This is a genomic window from Acetobacterium wieringae, from assembly GCF_026646375.1.
Taxonomy (GTDB): domain Bacteria; phylum Bacillota; class Clostridia; order Eubacteriales; family Eubacteriaceae; genus Acetobacterium; species Acetobacterium wieringae_A.
Window position 1 is genome coordinate 348,169 of sequence record NZ_JAIPPU010000001.1, and the last position, 20,014, is coordinate 368,182.

A 20,014-nucleotide genomic window follows, 5' to 3' on the forward strand; every position below is an offset into this window, starting at 1 on the left:
TTGGATAGAATATAAAACAGACCTTTTTACTTTAAATCGTTATTAACTATTGTATTAAACAAACTAAAAAGATAAATGTCAGGATAAGGACGCTGTGGGGAATGCTTTAACAGAGAGACAATCACTTCGGTGAAAGATTGTCAAAAGATACCTCAGAGAGATCACCTTTGAACAGGATTTCTGAAGACTTAAGTTGACCATTGGTTAATTAAGCTTAGGAAACCCCGGGGAATCGTTAACTTCATGGAGTGGGCAGTTTGCTGCCAACTTGGGTGGTACCGCGATTTTTCGTCCCTTGGATTTTTCAGGGGGCGTTTTTTGTGTTGAGCGAGTCTGGTGTGATCACATGCTTATTACTTAAGAGTAGAAGATAAACAATGCAGTTATGTAACTAAGAGAGACTGAATGGAGGTATAAATATGGCGCAGTTTAAAACATTAATAGAAGGAAAAGTTGGCGACAGAGAAGATGCAATCTCAAAACAATGGGAAACGATGAATCTGTTGCAGCAGAGTATTGATAACCGGGCGGGGAAACAGGACTTTGTCTTTTATGAGGGGCCCCCAACGGCTAACGGACGTCCCGGAATCCACCATGTGTTGGCTCGGACCTTAAAAGATACGGTCTGTAAATATAAGGTTATGGATGGCTATCGGGTGCTTCGCAAAGGTGGTTGGGATACCCATGGCCTGCCGGTGGAAATTGAAGTGGAAAAACAGCTGGGATTGTCCAGTAAACCGGAAATTGAAGCCTATGGCATTGATAAGTTCAACGAAAAATGTAAGGAGTCAGTCTTTAATTACGAAGGCCAATGGAAGGAAATGAGCCGCAAAATGGGTTATTTCATTGATATGGAAGACCCTTACATTACGCTGGATAACAATTATATTGAATCGGTCTGGTGGATTCTCGATAAATTCAATAAAGAAGGGTTTCTCTATGAAGGGCATAAGATCATGCCCTATTGCCCCCGCTGTGGTACCGGTCTGGCCTCCCACGAGGTCGCCCAGGGCTATCAGGAAATCAAAAGCAACACCGTCGTCGCCGCCTTTAAACGCAAGGATGCCAACGAATACTTTTTAGTCTGGACCACCACCCCCTGGACGCTGGCAGCCAATGTGGCGCTGGCTGTTCATCCCGAGGCCGATTACATCAAAGCCCGCAGCGATGGTGAAGTTTATATCTGTGCCAAGGTGCTGGCGCCCAAACTGCTGGGCGATGACTATGAAATCATTGAAGAAATGAAGGGAAAAGCCCTTGAATACGTTGAATATGAACAGCTGATGCCCTTTGTAAGACCTGATAAAAAAGCTTTTTTTGTCACCTGTGCCGACTATGTCACCACCGAAGATGGTACCGGGATTGTGCATATCGCCCCGGCCTTTGGGGAAGATGACTACAAGGTTGGCCGTGCCTACCATCTGCCGGTACTGCAGCCGGTGGCCGAGGACGGTAAATATACCGACACCCCCTGGAAGGGTCAGTTTGTTATTGATGCTGATCTTGATATCATCAAATGGTTAAAGGCCGAAGGCAAACTGTTCAAAAAAGAAAAGGTACTGCATAATTATCCCCATTGCTGGCGCTGTAAAACCCCCTTATTATACTATGCTAAACCAAGCTGGTATATTGAAATGACCAAGATCAAAGATACCCTGATTGAAAATAATAACGGGGTCGAGTGGTACCCGGATTTTGTCGGTGAAAAACGTTTTGGAAACTGGCTGGAAAACCTCAACGACTGGGCGATCTCGAGAAGTCGCTACTGGGGAACCCCGCTGCCGGTGTGGCGCTGTGATGCGTGCGGCAAGCTGGAAACCGTTGGTTCCCGGAAAGAACTGGTGGAACGGGCCATTGAGGCGATTGACGAAAACATAGAGCTACACCGTCCTTATGTGGATGATGTGCATTTCACCTGCCCCGATTGCGGCCAGACGATGACCCGGGTCAAAGACGTTATCGATTGCTGGTTTGATTCCGGTTCGATGCCCTTTGCCCAGTATCATTATCCCTTTGAAAACAAAGAACTGTGGGAAGAACAATTCCCGGCTGATTTTATCTGTGAAGGGATTGACCAGACCCGGGGCTGGTTCTATTCATTACTGGCGATTTCTTCCTTTGTCACCGGTAAAGCGCCCTATAAAAAAGTGCTGGTCAATGACCTGATCCTCGATGCCGACGGCCAGAAAATGTCGAAATCCCGGGGTAATACGGTTGATCCCTTTGAAATGTTTTCTGAGTATGGGGCGGATGCGCTGCGTTGGTATCTGCTTTATGTTTCGCCGGCCTGGACACCAACCCGTTTTGATGTCAAGGGGATCAAAGAAGTGCAAAGTAAATTCTTTAATACCCTGAAAAACACCTATCATTTCTTTGCCCTTTATGCCAATACCGATAACATCGATCCGAGAGAATTTTTTGTCCCCTATGCCGAGCGTCCGGAAATCGATGCCTGGATTCTTTCTAAATACAACCGCCTGGTTAAAGAAGTGCGCGAAGAAATGGACGTCTTTGATCTGACCAAAGCGGTTAAAAAAATCCAGAACTTTGTTAATGAAGATTTATCCAACTGGTACATCCGTCGGAACCGTCGCCGCTTCTGGGGGACTGAACTAACTGAAGATAAAAAAGCTGTTTACAACACCACCTGGGAAGTGCTGGAAGGGGTGGTTCGGCTGTGTGCCCCCTTTGCGCCATACATCACCGAAGAACTGTATCAGAAGTTGACCGATGGGGTTTCGGTCCATCTGGCCGATTATCCCACCGTCAATGAAGCGCTGATTCAGGATGCCATCGAAGAACCGATGGATCTGGTACGGGAACTGGTCAGCCTCGGTCGTGGTGCCCGGGAAGAAGCCCAGATCAAGGTGCGTCAGCCGCTATCCAAGATCATTGTCGATGGCAAGTACCGGGAAACCCTTGGCGATCTCTGCGTCCTGATTGAAGAGGAATTGAATATTAAAAAAGTCGTCTTTGAAGACAATCTTGGCGACTTTATGAACTATGCCTTAAAACCCGACTTTAAGGTCGCCGGCCCGATTCTTGGTAAAAATGTCAAGCTGCTGGGCAAGGCTCTGGCTTCAGTGGAAGCCAGTGACGTGGTGGCCAAGCTGGAAGCGGATGGCAGTTTTGTGATTGAGCTGGATGGGGAAAGCATTGAACTGCGTAAAGATTTCATCGATATCCGAATTTCGGCTAAAGAAGGCTTTAATGTCCAGATGTTTAACAACAAGTTTATCATTCTCGATACCAGCCTGAATCAGGATTTACTCGACGAAGGCTGTGCCCGGGAATTTGTCTCCCGGATTCAGCAGCTTCGAAAATCCAATGGCTATGAAGTGATGGATCGGATTGACATTACCTACAGCAGCGACGAAGCGATGGCTCGGGCCATTGCCATCTATCGCGATTTTATCATAACCGAAACTCTGGCCAATGCGATCACGGTTAAAACCGGAGTCGGTGAAAGCTTTAATTTAAATGGCCACGATACTTGGATTGAACTTCAGAAAAAATAAAAAATAGAAAAACGTGGATGTCAATAAACTACCGGTCCGACCAATTGTTAATCTGTTGTCCGCTCCGATGCGTACAACATAATGTAATAATTGTCGGTTCTGGGTTATCGTTTATGACAGTTTGAACGACAGCAGGTGATATACTCCTCTTATAGTGAACAGTTTAAATAAAAGAACTGTTTATTTTAAGGACGAGCATATCACCTTGATGCTGTTTTTTTTTTGTTGAAATTTGTACGTTGAGGGTAAAAAAAGAATGGAATCAAAAAAAGTTGACAAATGTCAAATTTTTTTTAATAAAAGCTTATGTAATTAGCCGGTTTGACCGATATATAACGAAATGCGAATGTTGAATATGGGTATTTATCAGGAAGTGTCATTTTAACGAATTCACTTCGTATTTTTAAACGATCATGATTATCAGGTAATTCAGTGAGGAAGGAGGTGACCAAATGAGAATTAACCACAATATCATGGCAATCAACAATTATCGGCAATTAACCAATAATACTAACCAGGCGGGTAAATCTCTGGAGAAATTATCTTCCGGACAGAAAATTAACCGGGCCGGGGATAACGCTGCCGGACTGGCGATTTCCGAGAAAATGCGCGGCCAGATCCGGGGGCTGGATCAGGCTGGCGCCAATGCCCAGGACGGCATTTCCCTGATCAAAACGGCTGAAGGGGCTTTGAGTGAAACTCATTCGTTGGTACAGCGGATTCGGGAATTATCCGTTCAGGCAGCCAATGACACCAATGTGGCAGTCGACCGGGAAGCGATTCAGAGCGAGATTGATCAATTGACCAAAGAGGTCGATCGGATTGGCAATACCACCGAATTCAATACTAAAAAGCTATTAAACCAGGGCAACGCCTCTGTCAGTGTCGCTGATCAGCAGAACCTGATGTCTAGCCTGAAAAAGTGGTGGCTGGATGAAGCCGAACAGCTGGTCTTTGACAGTTACGGGATCTCTGCCAGCGGGATTAATATGACGGTGGAATTTGTTAATGATTCTTCCAGTTCTTACGCGGCGATGGTTGAAGCAGGCTATGCCGCAACTGGCGGTGATGCCCATGGTGATCCTAATATCACCGGAAAAGCCGCCACCGATCTGAATTTAAAAATCAATCTAGCTTATGCCCAGCCCACCGATACCATGGATGGTGGTACTTATTACCAGTATGTGGACCGGGTCATTGCTCATGAAATTACCCATGCGGTGATGGCCTCGACGATGAATATGGGTGATTTGTCCAGCTGGTTTATTGAAGGGGTGGCAGAATTTACCCACGGTGGCGATGACCGGCTAAAAAGCAGTATTACAGCCCTTGGTGGCGGCGATAACGATGCCGGGGTGGCGGCTGTTGTCAGCCAAATAACTGCGGGTCGCTTTGAGGATTGGGGCGCCGGGAATAGCCATGACTATTCTGCGGCCTATCTGGCGGTCCGGTATCTGGATAAGGCAACGGGTGGTGATGTGGATGCGATTCTTCAGTACTTGGCTACTCCTGCCAACGCCACAAAAAATTTAGATGATGCGTTGGCGAATGAAGGAACGTTTGCAAATACAGCAGCTTGGCTAAATTCATTTAAAAGTGATGTAACAAATATGGCGACATTGCTTTCAGAGACAGGTGTTGTTTTAAATTTCGGTTCGGCCGAAACCGATACAGGGTCGGCGACAGGTCTTGACGCAGCTGGCGGCGCTGCCGAAACCGCCGAGTCGATTATGCCGGAAGCCGCCGGTGCCGGTGCGGCCGAAGTCGATCAGCCGATGTCTGGTTTTAATATCATCTGGCCGGATCTCACCGATTCGGCGGCCCAATCGTTCACGATTCAAGTCGGTGCCAATACCGGCCAGAGTATGGCGGTCTCGACCAGTGATATGCGGGCTTCCGCCCTGGGGATTGATGCGCTGGATGTCTCGTCCTACTCAAAAGCGAACGATGCAATTGCGGCCTGTGATTCGGCGATCAGCATGGTCTCTGCGGAGCGTTCCCGTTTGGGGGCGTACCAGAACCGCCTGGAACATACGATAAAAAATCTGCAGACGTCCTCGGAAAACTTGACCTCATCGGAATCCCGGATTCGGGATGTCGATATGGCTCGGGAAATGATGGCCTTTACCAAAAATAATATTCTTTCTCAGGCAGCCCAGGCGATGCTCTCCCAGGCCAATCAGCAGCCCCAGGGGGTCTTGCAGCTACTGGCTTAAGCGGTGAATGAGTTGTAGGTAAATGCAAAACTGCTGTGAGCTTTGCGCCCACTTTCGCACGAAACAATTTTTTACACTAGGGCGAACAACATTTTCTTGTGCTGTTCGCCTACACGTTACACAATTGTTTTCGCGAAGGCAACGAGCCAATCACAAGCTTGCTTGTAGTTGGCGACTGCCCGCGAACAATAAGAAATTCGCATCGCGATTTCTTATTGTTGTGGAAACTGCACTCAAAGCAAGCATTGTTCGAGTATTTTTCATTTCTCAATTACCTTAATAATTTGAAACAGGAGGCGATAAAATTGGGCAGACAGTTTAAAGCCCGGTGCAATCAGTGTCAGACCGAATTTGACGTCCGGGAAGGCGGCGGTTTATATTTCGAATTGCTACACTGCGACAGCTGTGGGGCAGAAAAGGCGGTCCGTCAGGAAGAAATTCAGGAAAAGATAAACGATCAGGATCCGACCCTAACCTATCAACAGAAGGTCGAGGCCATTGCCGGCAGCTGTGAGGACGGCCACTACCGTTTTAGCGCCAAGGCCCGCTGTCCCAATTGTCATTCCGATGATTATAGCCCTGCAGTTGACGCCAATGGGCAGGTTCGAATGGCCTTTTATGATTAGACAGTAACAATTAAAAACCCCAGGTTTAACGACTTATTAGTGTCGTGAAAACCTGGGGTTTTGCTGCGAAAAATATAAAGCAGGCTATTTTTCAAACTGCGGATAATACCCTAAAAACTGAAAATACTCGGCCTTTTCCTCAATAATCGGCAGCAGGTTGACCAGAGTGTTTTGGGAGATATTGCCGGTAAAATCGACAAAAAACAGGTATTCCCAGTTTTCTTTTAACAGCGGCCGGGATTCGATCTTGCACAGGTTGAGTGAAAACACCGAAAAAATTCCGATGATTTCATAGAGCGCCCCGGGACGATGGGGCAGATGGAAAGCAATGCTGACCCGGGTGGGGTTTTCAAACAGTTCAATCTGTCGGGAAATAATCACAAACCGGGTGACGTTGGTCTGGGAAAAGTTGATATTTTCCGCCAGAATTTCCAGATTATAGATTTCCCCGGCCCGTTTACTGGCAATGGCCGCCATGGTCGGATCGTTCTGGCTGGCCACGTACTCAGCGGCGATGGCGGTGTTAAAGTAGGGAATGCATTTCCAGTGGGGATAATCTTTTAAAAATTCTTCGGATTGGGAAAATCCCTGAGGGTGGGAATACACTTCGCAAATGCTCTCCAGAGAGGCGCCTTTTGGGGCCAGCAGACAGTGGCGGGCCTTGATTTCCTGCTCACCGACGATATAATACTGGTAGCGGGACAACAGGTCATAAACCGCCGCAATCGAGCCGGTGGATGAGTTTTCAATTGGCAGCACGCCGTAATCAATGGAACCCTGGCTCAGAGCCACAAACACATCCTCGAAGGTTTTGTAAGCAAACAGTTCACAGTCGTGCTTAAAAAAAGCCAGGCTGGCTTCTTCACCATAAGAACCCTGGGTGCCGGCATATGCCACCCGCGGTTCTTTTTTTAAGGATTGGGGATAGATCGCGAAGGCCTGATTTAATGCAGCAACGGGATTCGTTTGAGCCTGCATCTCAGTAGCCCAGATTCTGGCCTACCAGAATCACCTTGATCCGGCCGGGAGTCCGGCTGTGACGGGTGGTCACGATATTGACACACATACAGTCATCACTATGGCAATCGGCGCAGTTACCGGTTTCATAACAGGGGGTTTTGGCATTTAAGCGAATAGCGTTGACCGGTGCCGCTACATTCTGGGCCCGATAAATGGCGGCATCGACATTGGCGACCACCTTATTGATCCCGGCGATGACAATTACCTGCTCTGGGCCAAAACACATCAGAGCAACCCGGTTGCTGAGTCCATCAACATTGACCAGTTCGCCATCCATGGTGATGGCATTGGTACCGGTCAGAAAGGTATGGGCCAGCACACCTTGGGCGACCACCTCTCTTTTTTCCTGGTGGGTTTTAGCCAGGCTGCGATCTATATAGTGATAGTTGCCATTTTTAACAGCATCAAGCAAGCCAATTTCCTTGATTGATTCGGAACCGCCATGGGTAACACTGGCACCTTCGGGAATCAGTGACAGAGCCAACTCCAGGGCCTCACTGGCAGTTGAGCAAAAATAGCCTTCAAAATTTCGTTTTTCAAGTTTTTTAATTAAAGATTTACTGAGATTTCGATAATTCTCTTCCTTATAACCCAAAATATTACCTCCAGAGATAAGAATAATCTTATTATAATCCAAAGCTAATAAAAAAACAAAATTTATTACCAAAATGGGGTATAATATTAGAAAAACATGCAATCGCAGAAGAGGAGGACGTCATGCATAAGTATAAAGGAATTATTTTTGATTTAGACGGTACCCTGGTCAATTCACTGGAGGATTTGATCGATTCGGTTAATGGGATTATGAAATATTATCAATTTCCCACTCACTCCTATGAAGTGGGAAAACAATTTATTGGCAGAGGGCTTAGAAATTTAACCCGGGATGCCTTGCCGGAAAAGTATCGGGATGATGAAGCCTTTGTTGACAAATTGACGGAGATGGTGCGATCGGAGTATTCCGCCAACTATCTTAAAAAAACCAAACCCTATCCAGGGATTACTAAACTGCTTGATTATCTTAAGGCCAATGAGATTCCCTGGGCTGTTTGTACCAATAAGCCTGATCTTGAGGCCAAAACACTGGTTAAAGCCCTGCTTGGGGAGTATGACTATGTGGATGTCCGGGGTTTTACCAAAGATGCCCTGCGCAAACCCAATCCGGAGGTGTCGCTGGAGTTGGTAGCCAAAATGAGGCTGACTCCCCAGCAATGTCTCTACGTCGGTGATTCCACGGTCGATTATGAAACGGCGATCAGAGCCGAAATGTTGCCGGTGTTATGCACATGGGGCTTTGAATCCTTTGAAGTACTGACTAAGCTGGAAGATGCTATCTGGCTCCATAACCCGATGCGGATTGTCGATGCCCTGCGTTATGGCCGGGAAATGTATGCGGTATTTAATGAACACCCGGATCCCAACCCGGATGCACAAAAGAAAAAACATCGTTAACGTCCGGGAAAAAATTCTGCAATGAAAATATGTAAACGTTAAACAATATGTAAACGAAAATCAGATTTACATATTGACAATAAAACCAGGTCTTGTTATAATAAAAAATTTTACTTTTCCTTAAATCTGTGGTATACTAACGTAGAGAAAACCACAGAGAGGTGAAGTTCATGCCAAAAGCTACGATTATGGACATTAGACGCGAGGTGGAAAATTATCTGGGCAGACGAGTCAAACTTGAAGCACATAAAAGCAAGAAAAAACTCTACCAAAAAGAAGGGATAATTGAAAGCACTTATCCCAGTATTTTTACCGTCCGGGTTCAAGAAGATCAACGGAAAGAACAGAAATTATCATTTAGTTATTCCGATCTCTTAACTCAAAGTGTAAAAATTGTATTACTAGATGAGAATGAAGCGGATGGGGCACTGTTGGTTTCATAACGACAAGATAAACGATTCACATAAAGGGAAGAACTCCGGTTCTTCTTTTTTTGTTGCAACAATCTTGCGTAATTATAGTAGGCTTTTTATGAAACCGATGGTATAATAACCGGGTATTGAAAATTTTGGAGATAAAAAATGAATGATAAGAACCTGAAAATCGAATCAGAAATTGGTAAACTCAAAAAGGTGTTGCTCCACCGGCCAGGCAAGGAACTGGAACGGATTGTCCCGGATTCACTAAAAGAACTATTATTTGAAGATATCCCCTGGCTAAAGCGGATGCAGGAGGAGCACGATGCGTTTGCGGCGATCCTTGGAAAACGGGGAGCTGAGGTGTTCTATGTCGAGGATCTGCTTAAAGATATTTTAAGAAATACCGCCGTCCGGGAGAATATCATTGAAGAGGTGATTGATAAGAACCCCTCATCGGGAAACTATATCGATGGCTTTTTACATGAATACCTGATGTCGCTGGACAGCAATGCTCTGGGCGATGCTCTGATTGCGGGAGTGCTGCAAAAGCAGCTCGATCACCTGGAACGGCATCTGGTCTTGACCGACTATTTAAAAGGTCCGGAACCGTATGCTTTTTACTTAAATCCGCTGCCGAATCTATATTTTATGCGGGATCCGGCGGTGACGATTCATGACGGGATGGTGATTTCAGCCATGGCCACTCGCACCCGCAAACGGGAAAGTCGCTATCTGGCGGCGATTTATGAACATCACCCGCTGTTTAAAAACTGTAACAATAAAACTTTTTACCAGGATACCAACTTCTTTTCGGTGGAAGGCGGCGACATCCTGATTTTAAGCCCGACAGTAGTGGCGGTGGGCTGCAGTGAGCGCACCGAGGTTCAGGGGGTGGAAGAACTGGCCAAAAACTTGTTTGCTGCTGAACTTGGCATCGAACAGGTGTTGGCGGTAAAAATCCCCAGTAACCGAGCTTTTATGCACCTGGATACCGTTTTTACGATGGTGGACGTTGATAAATTCATTGTTTACCCGGGGATTCTGGAGCAGGTGGAAACCGTGATTATGACGCCGGGAAAAGGGGACTATCTCAATTACCAAAAGCTTGACAGTCTTAAAGAAGCCCTGAAAACAGTGCTTGGCTTGCCAACCATTAACCTGATTGAAAGTGGTGGTGGTAACCCGGTGGCAGCTGCCCGGGAACAATGGAACGACAGCACCAACACCCTGGCGATTGCCCCAGGGGTGATTGTTGCTTATGCCCGGAATGAGCGCTCCAATGAGGTACTTACCCAAAATGGCATAGAAGTGATTGGCATCGAAGCCTCCGAGCTGGTTCGCGGCCGGGGCGGCCCCCGCTGCATGACCATGCCCTTGTATCGGGACGGGTTTTGATTTCGAAAAAAATGAATTTATAAAAAAGCTTAACAAGCGATAAACGGAGGAAACGTGATGAATTTAAAAGGACGTCATTTATTGACATTAAAAGATTTTAGCCCGGCGGAGATCCAATATCTGATTGACTACGCAGCCGAACTCAAAGCCAAGAAAAAATCAGGAGTGGTCGGCGAGCTGCTCAAAGGCAAAAATATCGTGCTGATTTTTGAAAAAACCTCAACCCGGACCCGTTGCGCCTTTGAAGTTGCGGCTTTTGACGAAGGGGCCAATGTCACCTTTTTGACTAATAGTCAGATGGGGAAAAAAGAATCGATTGAGGATACAGCCATTGTGTTGGGTCGCTTTTATGATGGTATTGAGTTCCGCGGCTTTGAACAAGAAACAGTCGAAATGTTGGCTGAGCATTCCGGGGTACCAGTCTGGAACGGCTTAACCGATCTGGATCACCCGACTCAGGTATTGGCCGATATGCTGACCATTCAGGAAAATTTCGGCAGTGTTAAAGGCAAACGGCTGGTCTATGTTGGCGATGCCAGAAACAACATGGGCAACGCCCTGATGATCGGTTGTGCCAAACTGGGAATGCATTTTGTGGCGGTAGCGCCCGAATCATTATTCCCGGAAGAGGCGTTGGTTGCTGAAATGAAGACCCTTTGTGAAACAACCGGTGGAACCATCACGCTGACGGCCGACATCAATGCTGGCGTCAAGGGAGCCGACGCCATCTATACTGACGTCTGGGTCTCAATGGGCGAAGAAGATCAGATGGCTGACCGGATCAAGCTGTTGTCGCCATACCAGGTTAACATGGAAATGATACGAGCAACGGGCAATGACGAGGTGATCTTCCTGCATTGTTTACCGGCCTTCCATGACCAGGAAACATCGGTTGCCCGGGAAGTCAAGGAGAAATTCGGGCTGGATGAAATGGAAGTCACCGATGAAGTTTTCCGCAGTAAACATTCCAAGGTCTTTGATGAGGCCGAGAATCGGATGCATACGATCAAAGCCGTCATGTGCGCCTCTTTGGTTGGCTAAAATGCCGGTTTATTCAGCCAGTTTATTAGGTGGTTTCGAAATGAAAAAGCATCGAACAATGATGGCTTTGGGTGCAGTTTCCACAAACGATTTTGTAACGTGTAGGCGAACAGTACAAGAAAATGTTGTTCGCCCTATTGTAAAAATTCGCGAATAAACGAGCCAATCACAAGCTTACTTGTAGTTGGCGACTGCCCGCGACCTCGAAGAAATCCGCATCGCGGTTTCTTCTGGTGTTTGTGCGAAACTGGGCCCAAAGCTCACGGCATTTTTTCAATTACCTAAGGTAATTTATGACCAGGAGAATAACATTCAATGGAAATTAAAGATATAAAAAAATTACAAAACGGTTCCGACGTCCGGGGGGTGGCCCTGGAGGGGATTCCCGGCGAGGAAGTGAATTTCACCCAGGACATGGCCATGAAAATTGCCTTTGCCTTTGCCACTTGGCTTAAGCAAAAGCTGGGAAAAACCCCCTTAACCTTTGCCGTTGGCCGAGATAGTCGGCTGTCCGGGCCCCACATCGCCCAGGCAGTGGCACTGGGGCTTATTAGTAAGGGTAACCAGGTCTATCAATGCGGCATCAGTACCACCCCGGCGATGTTTATGACCACCCTTGATCCGGTTATCCAGGCCGATGGGGCCGTAATGGTCACTGCCAGTCATCTGCCCTTTAACCGCAATGGGCTGAAGTTTTTCACCAAAGACGGCGGTCTCAATAAAGAAGATATCACGGCGATTCTGACGCTGGCCGAGACCATTGAGACCAGCTTTACCCCCGGTGGACAGGCCCGGGATTATGATTTTTTGCCCAGCTATTCAAAAAATATTCTAAACATCATTCGTGCCAAAACGGGCAGCGAGCAGCCCCTGGCAGGCGCCCGGATTGTGGTTGATGCGGGTAACGGTGCTGGCGGTTTTTTTGCCAGCCAGGTGCTAAAGCCGTTAGGGGCTGATACCACCGGCAGCCAGTATCTGGATCCTGACGGCCATTTTCCCAACCACGTGCCCAACCCCGAGGATGCCGTGGCGATTGAACACATCACCAAAGCGGTTCGGGACAACCAGGCCGATCTGGGGATCATCTTTGATACCGATGTCGACCGGGCCGCGATTATTGATGAAAAAGGTAACGCCATCAATCGCAATGACTTTATCGCTTTTATGGCCAGTATGCTGTTATCCGACTATCCCGGTTCGACAATTGTTACCGACTCGATTACGTCAACCGGGTTAACCGAGTTTATAGAAAATCATGGTGGGCACCATCATCGCTTTAAGCGGGGCTATAAAAACGTCATCAACGAGGCCATCCGCTTAAATAACGAGGGCATCGAGACCCACCTGGCCATGGAAACCAGTGGCCACGGCGCCATCAAGGAAAATTATTTTCTTGATGATGGGGCCTATCTGGTGACGATGGCGCTGATCAAGTTTGCGGAACTGTTTAAGGCTGGACAGCCGATTAGTTCGTTTCTGGCTGGTTTAAAAGAACCGGTGGAGGCTAAGGAAATCCGCTTAAAAATTACTGCTGATGATTTTAAAGCCTATGGCGAAAACGTGTTGACGGCGTTTGCCGCCTTCGCTGCCAGCCAACCCGGTTGGGCGGTGGTCAGTCCCAATTATGAAGGGGTACGGGTCAGCTGTGATGCCAGTGCCGGCAACGGCTGGTGTCTGCTGCGGATGTCCCTCCATGACCCGATTATGCCACTGAATATCGAATCCGATACAGAGGGTGGTACTGCGGTGATTGAGTCGGTATTGCAGGGCTTTCTGCAAAAATTTGAAGCCTTGGTTTAAAAATAAAAAAAGCCGGATGGATTTGCCCATCCGGCTTTTTTTTCGTTTAGACGATTGAGTCACGGTTCGTCAATTTCAAGCCCGGCCACAAAGCCGTCAATCAGATCCATATGTTGGGACATGGCAAAGGCGGCGTTCAAGGGTTCCTTGTTCTTTAGGGCATTGAGAATATGACGGTGTTGGGTGTCGATTACTGGCCCCCGGTCGGGATCATCGAGAATGGCAATTCGGATATCCTTGATCAGTGCTTCAATCAGGGTTGCCGAGGACTGCAGAACATTGCGGATCATCCGGTTTTCGGAAGCCAGGGCAATCTCATAGTGGAAGCGTTTGTCCAGCTCGGCCCGAACCGTTTCGTCGGTTTCGGTTTCGATGGCATCACAGATTTTTTCCAGACTGGCCAACCGTTCCGGGGTCATTTTTTTGGCGGCCAGTTTGGCGGCCTCGGTTTCCAGGGCTCACCGCAGCTCCTGCACCTCACTGAGCTGGCCGTTACTGAGCCAGAACATAATCGTCAACGGTTGGGTCAGGGTGTCTTCAAAATTTTCGGCAATAAAATTGCCTTCACCCTGTTGACAGACTACCAGACCGATCATCTCCAGCGCTCGAATGGCCTCCCGGATCGTCGCCCGGGAAACCCCCAGCTGCTCCGCCCATTGTCGTTCCGAGGGCAGGCGGTCACCACTTTTTAAATTTCCCCGGATAATATTTTCTTTAATCTGCTCGAGGATCTGCAAATAGATTTTTGTATGGGCAATTTCTTTAAACATCTCAAAGTCACTTCATTTCATTCAATTTTTTTACTTTTCCAGTAAGTGTCATAATACATCATTCTACCACAGTCGCTTTCAAAATTCAAAAAGATCAAGAGGTGGCAGACAAATAATTTCTGAAAACGTTATTTTATCACTTGACAAATATTTACGAAACACATATAATGGCAACAGGTTAGTGGTCTGACCACCAGACCAATAGTAGAATTTTATCAGAATTTTGTCAAGCGGTTTATGAATGGGTTTATGTGGGTTTAGAGTTTTTGTCAACAGCAGTTGTGTTGACGGCGAAATATTTCAATCAGAAAGTGACGTCCTTGCTGTCTGTACCGAAACAGACAGCAAAAGAAATTTCGCTACGGTCTTAACTTAAACAATGATTGGTAAAATCAGGCGTTTGCGAAATCAAAAACATCGAACATTGATTGCTTTGGGTGCAGTTTCCACAAACAATTTCGTAACGTGTAGGCGAACAGTTCATCGAACTGTCCGCCGTACAGTGTAGAAATTCGCGAAGGCAACGAGCCAATCACAAGCTTGCTTGTAGTTGGCGACTGCCCGCGACCTTGAAGAAATTCGCATAGCGATTTCTTCTGGTGTTTCGTGCGAAACTGGTCCCAAAGCTCACGACACTGTCGCAATAATTAATTTATTTTATGGAGGGTGAGTATGAAAATACTGGTATGTATCAAACAGGTTCCCGGCACGTCCAACGTCGAAGTGGATCCGGAAACAGGGGTTCTGATTCGGGATGGGGTTGAATCGAAACTCAATCCCTATGATTTATTTGGTCTGGAAACGGCATTCCGTTTAAAAGAACAATTGGGCGGCACCATTACGACCTTGTCGATGGGGCCGATGCAAAGTAAAGAGGTGTTGCTCGAATCCTTCTATATGGGCGCCGACGCCGGCTGTTTACTGTCTGACCGGAAATTTGGCGGGGCCGATGTGGTTGCCACCAGCTATACTCTGGCCCAGGGCGCCAAAAAACTGGGCGACTTTGATCTGATCATTTGCGGCAAGCAGACCACCGATGGCGATACTGCTCAGGTCGGTCCAGAAATGGCCGAGTTTTTGGGGATTCCCCATGTCACCAACGTCATCAAAATTCTGGTGGCCGATGAAGCAGGCCTGACCCTGCAAATGAACATGGAAGAAAGTGTAGAAATCCAGCGGGTGCCATACCCCTGCCTGATTACGGTTGATAAGGACATTTACACCCCACGTTTACCGTCCTACAAGCGAAAACTGGAAATTTCTGAAAACCCCGAAATTACCGTTTTGACCCTGAAAGATATGTACGACACCGATGCCAAAAAATATGGCCTCAGTGGCTCACCGACCCAGGTAGAACGGATTTTCCCGCCGGAGTCCAACGTCGAAAAAACCAGCTATGAAGGCGATGGAACCGTGCTGGCTCAGGCGCTTCATGGCATTTTAACCGAAAAAAAATATCTGAGTAAAAATAATTAGGCGAGAAAGGAATAAAATCATGGCAGGAATTAAAATAATTACCGAAAACGTTGATCAGCAAACCTTTGAGGCACTGGCAGAGATTTGCCCCTTCGATGCCTTTTCATATGTAAACGCTCGACTGGAAGTCACCGCCGCCTGTAAAATGTGCAAGATGTGTTTAAAGAACGGCCCCGCCGGGGTGCTTGAACTCGAAGAGGACGAAAAAGTCGCTATTGATAAAAGCCTCTACACGGGCATTACCGTTTATGTCGATCACATTGAAGGACAGATTCATCCGGTTACCTTTGAGTTGATTGGCAAAGCCCGGGAACTGGCTGCCGTCATCGGTCATCCGGTTTACGCTCTGTTTATGGGCACCAATATCACAGACGAAGCGAGTGAGTTGCTTAGCTACGGGGTTGATAAGGTCTTTGTCTACGATCAGCCGGAACTGAAGCATTTTGTGATTGAGCCCTATGCTAACGTTCTGGAAGACTTCATCGAAAAAGTTAAACCATCTTCGATTTTAGTTGGTGCCACCAACGTTGGTCGCTCCCTGGCCCCCCGGGTGGCTGCCCGTTACCGCACCGGTCTCACCGCCGACTGCACCATTCTGGAAATGAAGGACAATACCGATCTGGTTCAGATCCGACCAGCCTTTGGCGGGAATATTATGGCCCAGATTGTCACCGAAAACACCCGGCCCCAGTTCTGTACTGTCCGTTATAAAGTATTCTCGGCGCCGGAACGGGTTAACGAACCCTGGGGAACCGTCGAAATCATGGCAATCGGCAAAGATAAACTGGTCTCCGCCATTGAAGTACTGGAAGTCATAAAAAAAGAAAAAGGGATTGATCTTTCCGAAGCTGAAACCATTGTGGCCGTTGGCCGGGGCGTGAAATGCGAAAAGGATCTGGAAATGATCCGCGAGTTTGCCGAAAAAATCGGTGCGACGGTAGCTTGTACCCGCCCCGGCATCGAAGCCGGCTGGTTTGATGCCCGTCTGCAGATCGGCTTAAGCGGCCGAACCGTGAAACCCAAGCTGATTATTGCCCTGGGGATTTCCGGCGCCGTCCAGTTTGCTGCCGGGATGCAGAATTCTGAATATATCATCGCCGTCAATAACGATCCCAAGGCCCCGATCTTTAATATTGCCCATTGTGGCATGGTCGGAGATCTCTATGAAGTGATCCCGGAATTGTTAAAAATGATTGCTGAACCGGATACCGCTGCCGCCGGGAAAACCGTGGCAATACCGGAAGCCACAGAAACACCAGAAAGGATGGTTGGCTAAGATGAATTACAAAAAAGTGGAAGCAAACGATATCGATTTTTTAAAGGCGCTGATTCCCGCTGAACGGATTTTTGTTGGCGATCAGATCGGTGAAGATTTCAGCCATGATGAGTTGGGCAGCATTCATTCCTATCCGGAAGTGCTAATCAAAGTCACCACCACCGAAGAAGTATCAAAAATCATGAAATACTCGTATGAGCACAATATTCCTGTTGTCGTCCGGGGCTCCGGCACCGGGCTGGTGGGAGCCTGCGTCCCATTGTTTGGTGGGATTATGCTGGAAACCACACTGATGAACAATATTCTCGAACTGGACACCGAAAATCTGACTGTGACCGTGGAACCCGGGGTATTGTTGATGGAACTGTCCAAATTTGTGGAAGAAAATGATCTTTTCTATCCTCCTGATCCCGGTGAAAAATCGGCCACCATTGCCGGCAATATCAGTACTAACGCCGGTGGCATGCGAGCCGTGAAATACGGTGTCACCCGGGACTATGTCCGGGGTCTGACGGTGGTTTTATCAAACGGTGAAATCATCGAGCTGGGCGGCAAAATCGTTAAGAACAGCTCCGGCTATAGCTTAAAAGATCTGGTCGTTGGCTCCGAAGGAACCCTCTGTGTGATCACCAAAGCGATCCTTAAACTGTTGCCCTTACCCAAGATGACCTTAAGCCTTTTGATTCCTTTTGATAATATCGGCGATGCCGCTGGAATTGTGCCCAAGATCATCAAATCCAAGGCGATTCCCACGGCCATCGAATTTATGGAACGCCAGACCATTCTGTTTGCCGAAGATTTCCTTGGTAAAAAATTCCCGGATTCTTCCAGCAACGCCTATATCCTATTGACTTTTGATGGCAACTCCAAGGAACAGGTGGAAGCCGAATACGAAGTGGTTGCCAATCTCTGTCTGGCTGAAGGGGCTAAGGATGTCTATATTGTCGACACTGCCGAACGGAAAGAATCGGTCTGGTCTGCCCGGGGCGCCTTTTTGGAAGCGATTAAAGCCTCAACCACCGAAATGGATGAGTGCGACGTGGTGGTTCCACGAAACCGGATCGCCGAGTTTATTGAGTTTACCCATGAACTGGCCCGGGAAATGAATGTCCGAATCCCCAGCTTTGGCCATGCCGGCGACGGTAACCTGCATATCTATGTGTGCCGCGACCAGCTTGACCAACAGGAATGGGAAGCCAAGCTTAACGAAGCGATGGACCGGATGTATGCTAAGGCCCTGACCTATGAGGGACTGGTTTCCGGCGAACACGGCATCGGCTATGCCAAACGCCAATATCTGCTCAATGATTTTGGCACCGAACATCTGGCCCTGATGGCTGGAATCAAACAAACCTTTGATCCGAAAAACCTGTTAAATCCTAAAAAAGTCTGTCAGATGTAGGAGGAGATATGGATAACCTGTTACTGTTCTTTATCGCCCTGATCCCGGTGATCTGGCTGATTGTCTCCCTGGGGGTCTTAAAGATCCCCGGCCAGAAGGCCTGTCCGATTGCCCTGGCGATGACCATTGGGCTTAGTATTCTGGTCTGGCAGATGCCGGTACTCGATAGCCTGACGGCGGCTCTGGAAGGGGCTGCCATGGCGATCTGGCCGATTTTTCTTGTTATTATTGCGGCGGTGTTTACCTATAACCTGGTCACCCACACCGGCGGGATGGAAACCATCAAAAAAATGATGAGTTCGGTCTCCACCGATCAACGGATTCTGGTTTTAATTCTGGCCTGGGGCTTCGGAGGTTTTCTGGAAGCCATAGCCGGGTTTGGTACCGCCGTGGCAATTCCCGCCAGCATTTTGGCGGCTCTGGGTTTTAATCCGGTCTTTGCCGCCATTATCTGTCTGATTGCCAACACCACCCCGACAGCCTTCGGGGCTATCGGTCTGCCGGTCAGCACGCTGGCGTCGGTAACTGGCCTCAATGTAAACGATTTGTCCTTTACCATTGCCATCCAGCTGTTTGTGATGATTGTGATTATTCCCTTCATTCTGGTCAGTCTTACCGGCAAAAGTGTTAAAGCCATCAAGGGGGTTTTCCTGATTACCCTGATGGCTGGTCTGTCATTCGGGTTGCCGCAGATTTTTGTCGCCAAGGTGCTGGGTGCCGAACTGCCAGCGATTGTCGGCTCGGTGATCTGTATGGCGGTGGTGATCACCATGGCCAAGGTCTTTTATAAGGATACCGCCGCCAAAGATGGGCAAAAAATTCCGCTAAAGACCGCCGTGATGGCTTGGCTTCCATTTATTTTGGTTTTTGCCATTATTATTCTCTGTTCGTCGCTGTTCCCGGCCATTAACGGGCTGCTCAAACAGGTCAGCACCACGGTGCAGATTTACACCGGCCCCCACGGCAAGCCGATGACCTTCTACTGGCTGGCCACCCCGGGAACCCTGATTATCATTGCCACCTATCTGGGCGGGCTTATCCAGGGCGTGAAATTTGGCGAGATCAGCACGATTCTTGGTAAAACCGTCAAGCAGATGTTTAAATCCGCCATTACCATCATGTCGATTGTGGCCCTGGCCAAGGTGATGGGGTATAGCGGCATGATCGGTGTCATTGCCCAGATTCTGGTGCTGGTCACCGGCGATTTCTACCCCCTGATTGCGCCGTTGATTGGAGCCCTGGGGACCTTTGTCACTGGTAGTGACACCTCGGCCAACGTGCTCTTCGGTGGACTCCAGGTGGAGGCAGCCAATGCCATCGGCATGAGTCCCTACTGGCTGGCCGCCGCCAACACCGCGGGTGCCACTGCCGGGAAGATGATCTCGCCCCAAAGTATTGCTGTGGCCACCGCCGCCACCGGCATCATCGGCAGCGAAGGCAAGATTCTCCAGGCCACCATGAAGGTTTGTGCCGTTTATGTTATCGTCATTGGACTGGTTGTCTATTTCGGAGCACCGCTACTGGAAGGGCTGTTGAGTACTTTTGGATAAAAAATACTGTCAGATATAAATCAAGACACTGGAGAATAAACGTCTCTGGTGTC

At 48.0% G+C, this 20,014-nt stretch carries 16 protein-coding genes; 12 read left to right on the forward strand and 4 right to left on the reverse strand.

Translation table 11 applies throughout. The features are described 5' to 3' along the window. Positions 1 to 419: 419 nt before the first annotated feature. The 3 genes from ileS to Q7P33_RS01580 all read left to right on the forward strand — a co-directional run bounded on the left by ileS (position 420) and on the right by Q7P33_RS01580 (position 6,360). Complete coding sequence (gene ileS, locus Q7P33_RS01570) at positions 420 to 3,518, forward strand: isoleucine--tRNA ligase (protein WP_303866742.1); 3,099 nt, start codon at positions 420 to 422, stop codon at positions 3,516 to 3,518. A gap of 452 nt (positions 3,519 to 3,970) precedes the next feature. Beyond that, positions 3,971 to 5,734 (forward strand): flagellinolysin, encoded by a 1,764-nt coding sequence (locus Q7P33_RS01575; protein WP_303866744.1) that lies wholly within the window; start codon positions 3,971 to 3,973, stop codon positions 5,732 to 5,734. Between the two features lie 305 nt (positions 5,735 to 6,039). Next, a complete protein-coding gene (locus Q7P33_RS01580; RefSeq protein ID WP_303866748.1) occupies positions 6,040 to 6,360 on the forward strand; it encodes a hypothetical protein in 321 nt (106 codons plus the stop codon). A gap of 84 nt (positions 6,361 to 6,444) precedes the next feature. On the opposite strand, the gene pheA is transcribed toward Q7P33_RS01580, so the two are convergent. Next, positions 6,445 to 7,338: a prephenate dehydratase gene (pheA, locus tag Q7P33_RS01585; RefSeq protein ID WP_303866751.1), complete on the reverse strand. Its 894-nt coding sequence runs from the start codon at positions 7,336 to 7,338 to the stop codon at positions 6,445 to 6,447. A 1-nt stretch (position 7,339) separates the two neighbouring features. Continuing rightward, on the reverse strand, positions 7,340 to 7,975 hold the full coding sequence (locus Q7P33_RS01590; protein ID WP_303866753.1) for a lactate utilization protein: 636 nt from the start codon (positions 7,973 to 7,975) through the stop codon (positions 7,340 to 7,342). Positions 7,976 to 8,097: 122 nt separating this feature from the next. On the opposite strand from Q7P33_RS01590, the gene Q7P33_RS01595 reads away from it, so the two are divergent. The 5 genes from Q7P33_RS01595 to Q7P33_RS01615 all read left to right on the forward strand — a co-directional run bounded on the left by Q7P33_RS01595 (position 8,098) and on the right by Q7P33_RS01615 (position 13,487). Continuing rightward, complete coding sequence (locus Q7P33_RS01595; RefSeq protein WP_303866755.1) at positions 8,098 to 8,832, forward strand: HAD family hydrolase; 735 nt, start codon at positions 8,098 to 8,100, stop codon at positions 8,830 to 8,832. A 170-nt stretch (positions 8,833 to 9,002) separates the two neighbouring features. Further along, on the forward strand, positions 9,003 to 9,275 hold the full coding sequence (locus tag Q7P33_RS01600) for a Veg family protein (RefSeq protein ID WP_303866758.1): 273 nt from the start codon (positions 9,003 to 9,005) through the stop codon (positions 9,273 to 9,275). A 138-nt stretch (positions 9,276 to 9,413) separates the two neighbouring features. Further along, positions 9,414 to 10,646 carry an arginine deiminase gene (locus Q7P33_RS01605; RefSeq protein WP_303866762.1) on the forward strand — a complete coding sequence of 411 codons (1,233 nt, stop codon included), beginning with the start codon at positions 9,414 to 9,416 and terminating at the stop codon, positions 10,644 to 10,646. 57 nt (positions 10,647 to 10,703) lie between these two features. Continuing rightward, entirely contained in the window at positions 10,704 to 11,687 is a 984-nt protein-coding gene (argF, locus tag Q7P33_RS01610; protein ID WP_303866765.1) for an ornithine carbamoyltransferase, read from the forward strand. Positions 11,688 to 12,002: 315 nt separating this feature from the next. Further along, entirely contained in the window at positions 12,003 to 13,487 is a 1,485-nt protein-coding gene (locus Q7P33_RS01615) for a phosphomannomutase/phosphoglucomutase (RefSeq protein WP_303866768.1), read from the forward strand. Positions 13,488 to 13,546: 59 nt separating this feature from the next. On the opposite strand, the gene Q7P33_RS01620 is transcribed toward Q7P33_RS01615, so the two are convergent. Together Q7P33_RS01620 and Q7P33_RS01625 are read right to left on the reverse strand one after the other, a co-directional pair. Further along, complete coding sequence (locus tag Q7P33_RS01620; RefSeq protein WP_303866829.1) at positions 13,547 to 13,942, reverse strand: FadR/GntR family transcriptional regulator; 396 nt, start codon at positions 13,940 to 13,942, stop codon at positions 13,547 to 13,549. Positions 13,943 to 13,945: 3 nt separating this feature from the next. Then, positions 13,946 to 14,257: a FadR/GntR family transcriptional regulator gene (locus Q7P33_RS01625; RefSeq protein ID WP_303866771.1), complete on the reverse strand. Its 312-nt coding sequence runs from the start codon at positions 14,255 to 14,257 to the stop codon at positions 13,946 to 13,948. Between the two features lie 672 nt (positions 14,258 to 14,929). On the opposite strand from Q7P33_RS01625, the gene lctB reads away from it, so the two are divergent. Genes lctB through Q7P33_RS01645 form a run of 4 tightly spaced genes read left to right on the forward strand, consistent with a single transcriptional unit; the run spans position 14,930 to position 19,961 of the window. Further along, a complete protein-coding gene (gene lctB, locus Q7P33_RS01630; protein ID WP_303866773.1) occupies positions 14,930 to 15,733 on the forward strand; it encodes a lactate dehydrogenase subunit LctB in 804 nt (267 codons plus the stop codon). 19 nt (positions 15,734 to 15,752) lie between these two features. Then, on the forward strand, positions 15,753 to 17,009 hold the full coding sequence (gene lctC / locus Q7P33_RS01635; RefSeq protein WP_303866775.1) for a lactate dehydrogenase subunit LctC: 1,257 nt from the start codon (positions 15,753 to 15,755) through the stop codon (positions 17,007 to 17,009). Position 17,010: 1 nt separating this feature from the next. Continuing rightward, on the forward strand, positions 17,011 to 18,411 hold the full coding sequence (lctD, locus tag Q7P33_RS01640; RefSeq protein WP_303866777.1) for a lactate dehydrogenase subunit LctD: 1,401 nt from the start codon (positions 17,011 to 17,013) through the stop codon (positions 18,409 to 18,411). Between the two features lie 8 nt (positions 18,412 to 18,419). After that, positions 18,420 to 19,961, forward strand: a complete 1,542-nt coding sequence (locus Q7P33_RS01645) for an L-lactate permease (protein ID WP_303866779.1) — start codon at positions 18,420 to 18,422, stop codon at positions 19,959 to 19,961. The last annotated feature ends 53 nt before the right edge of the window (positions 19,962 to 20,014 follow it).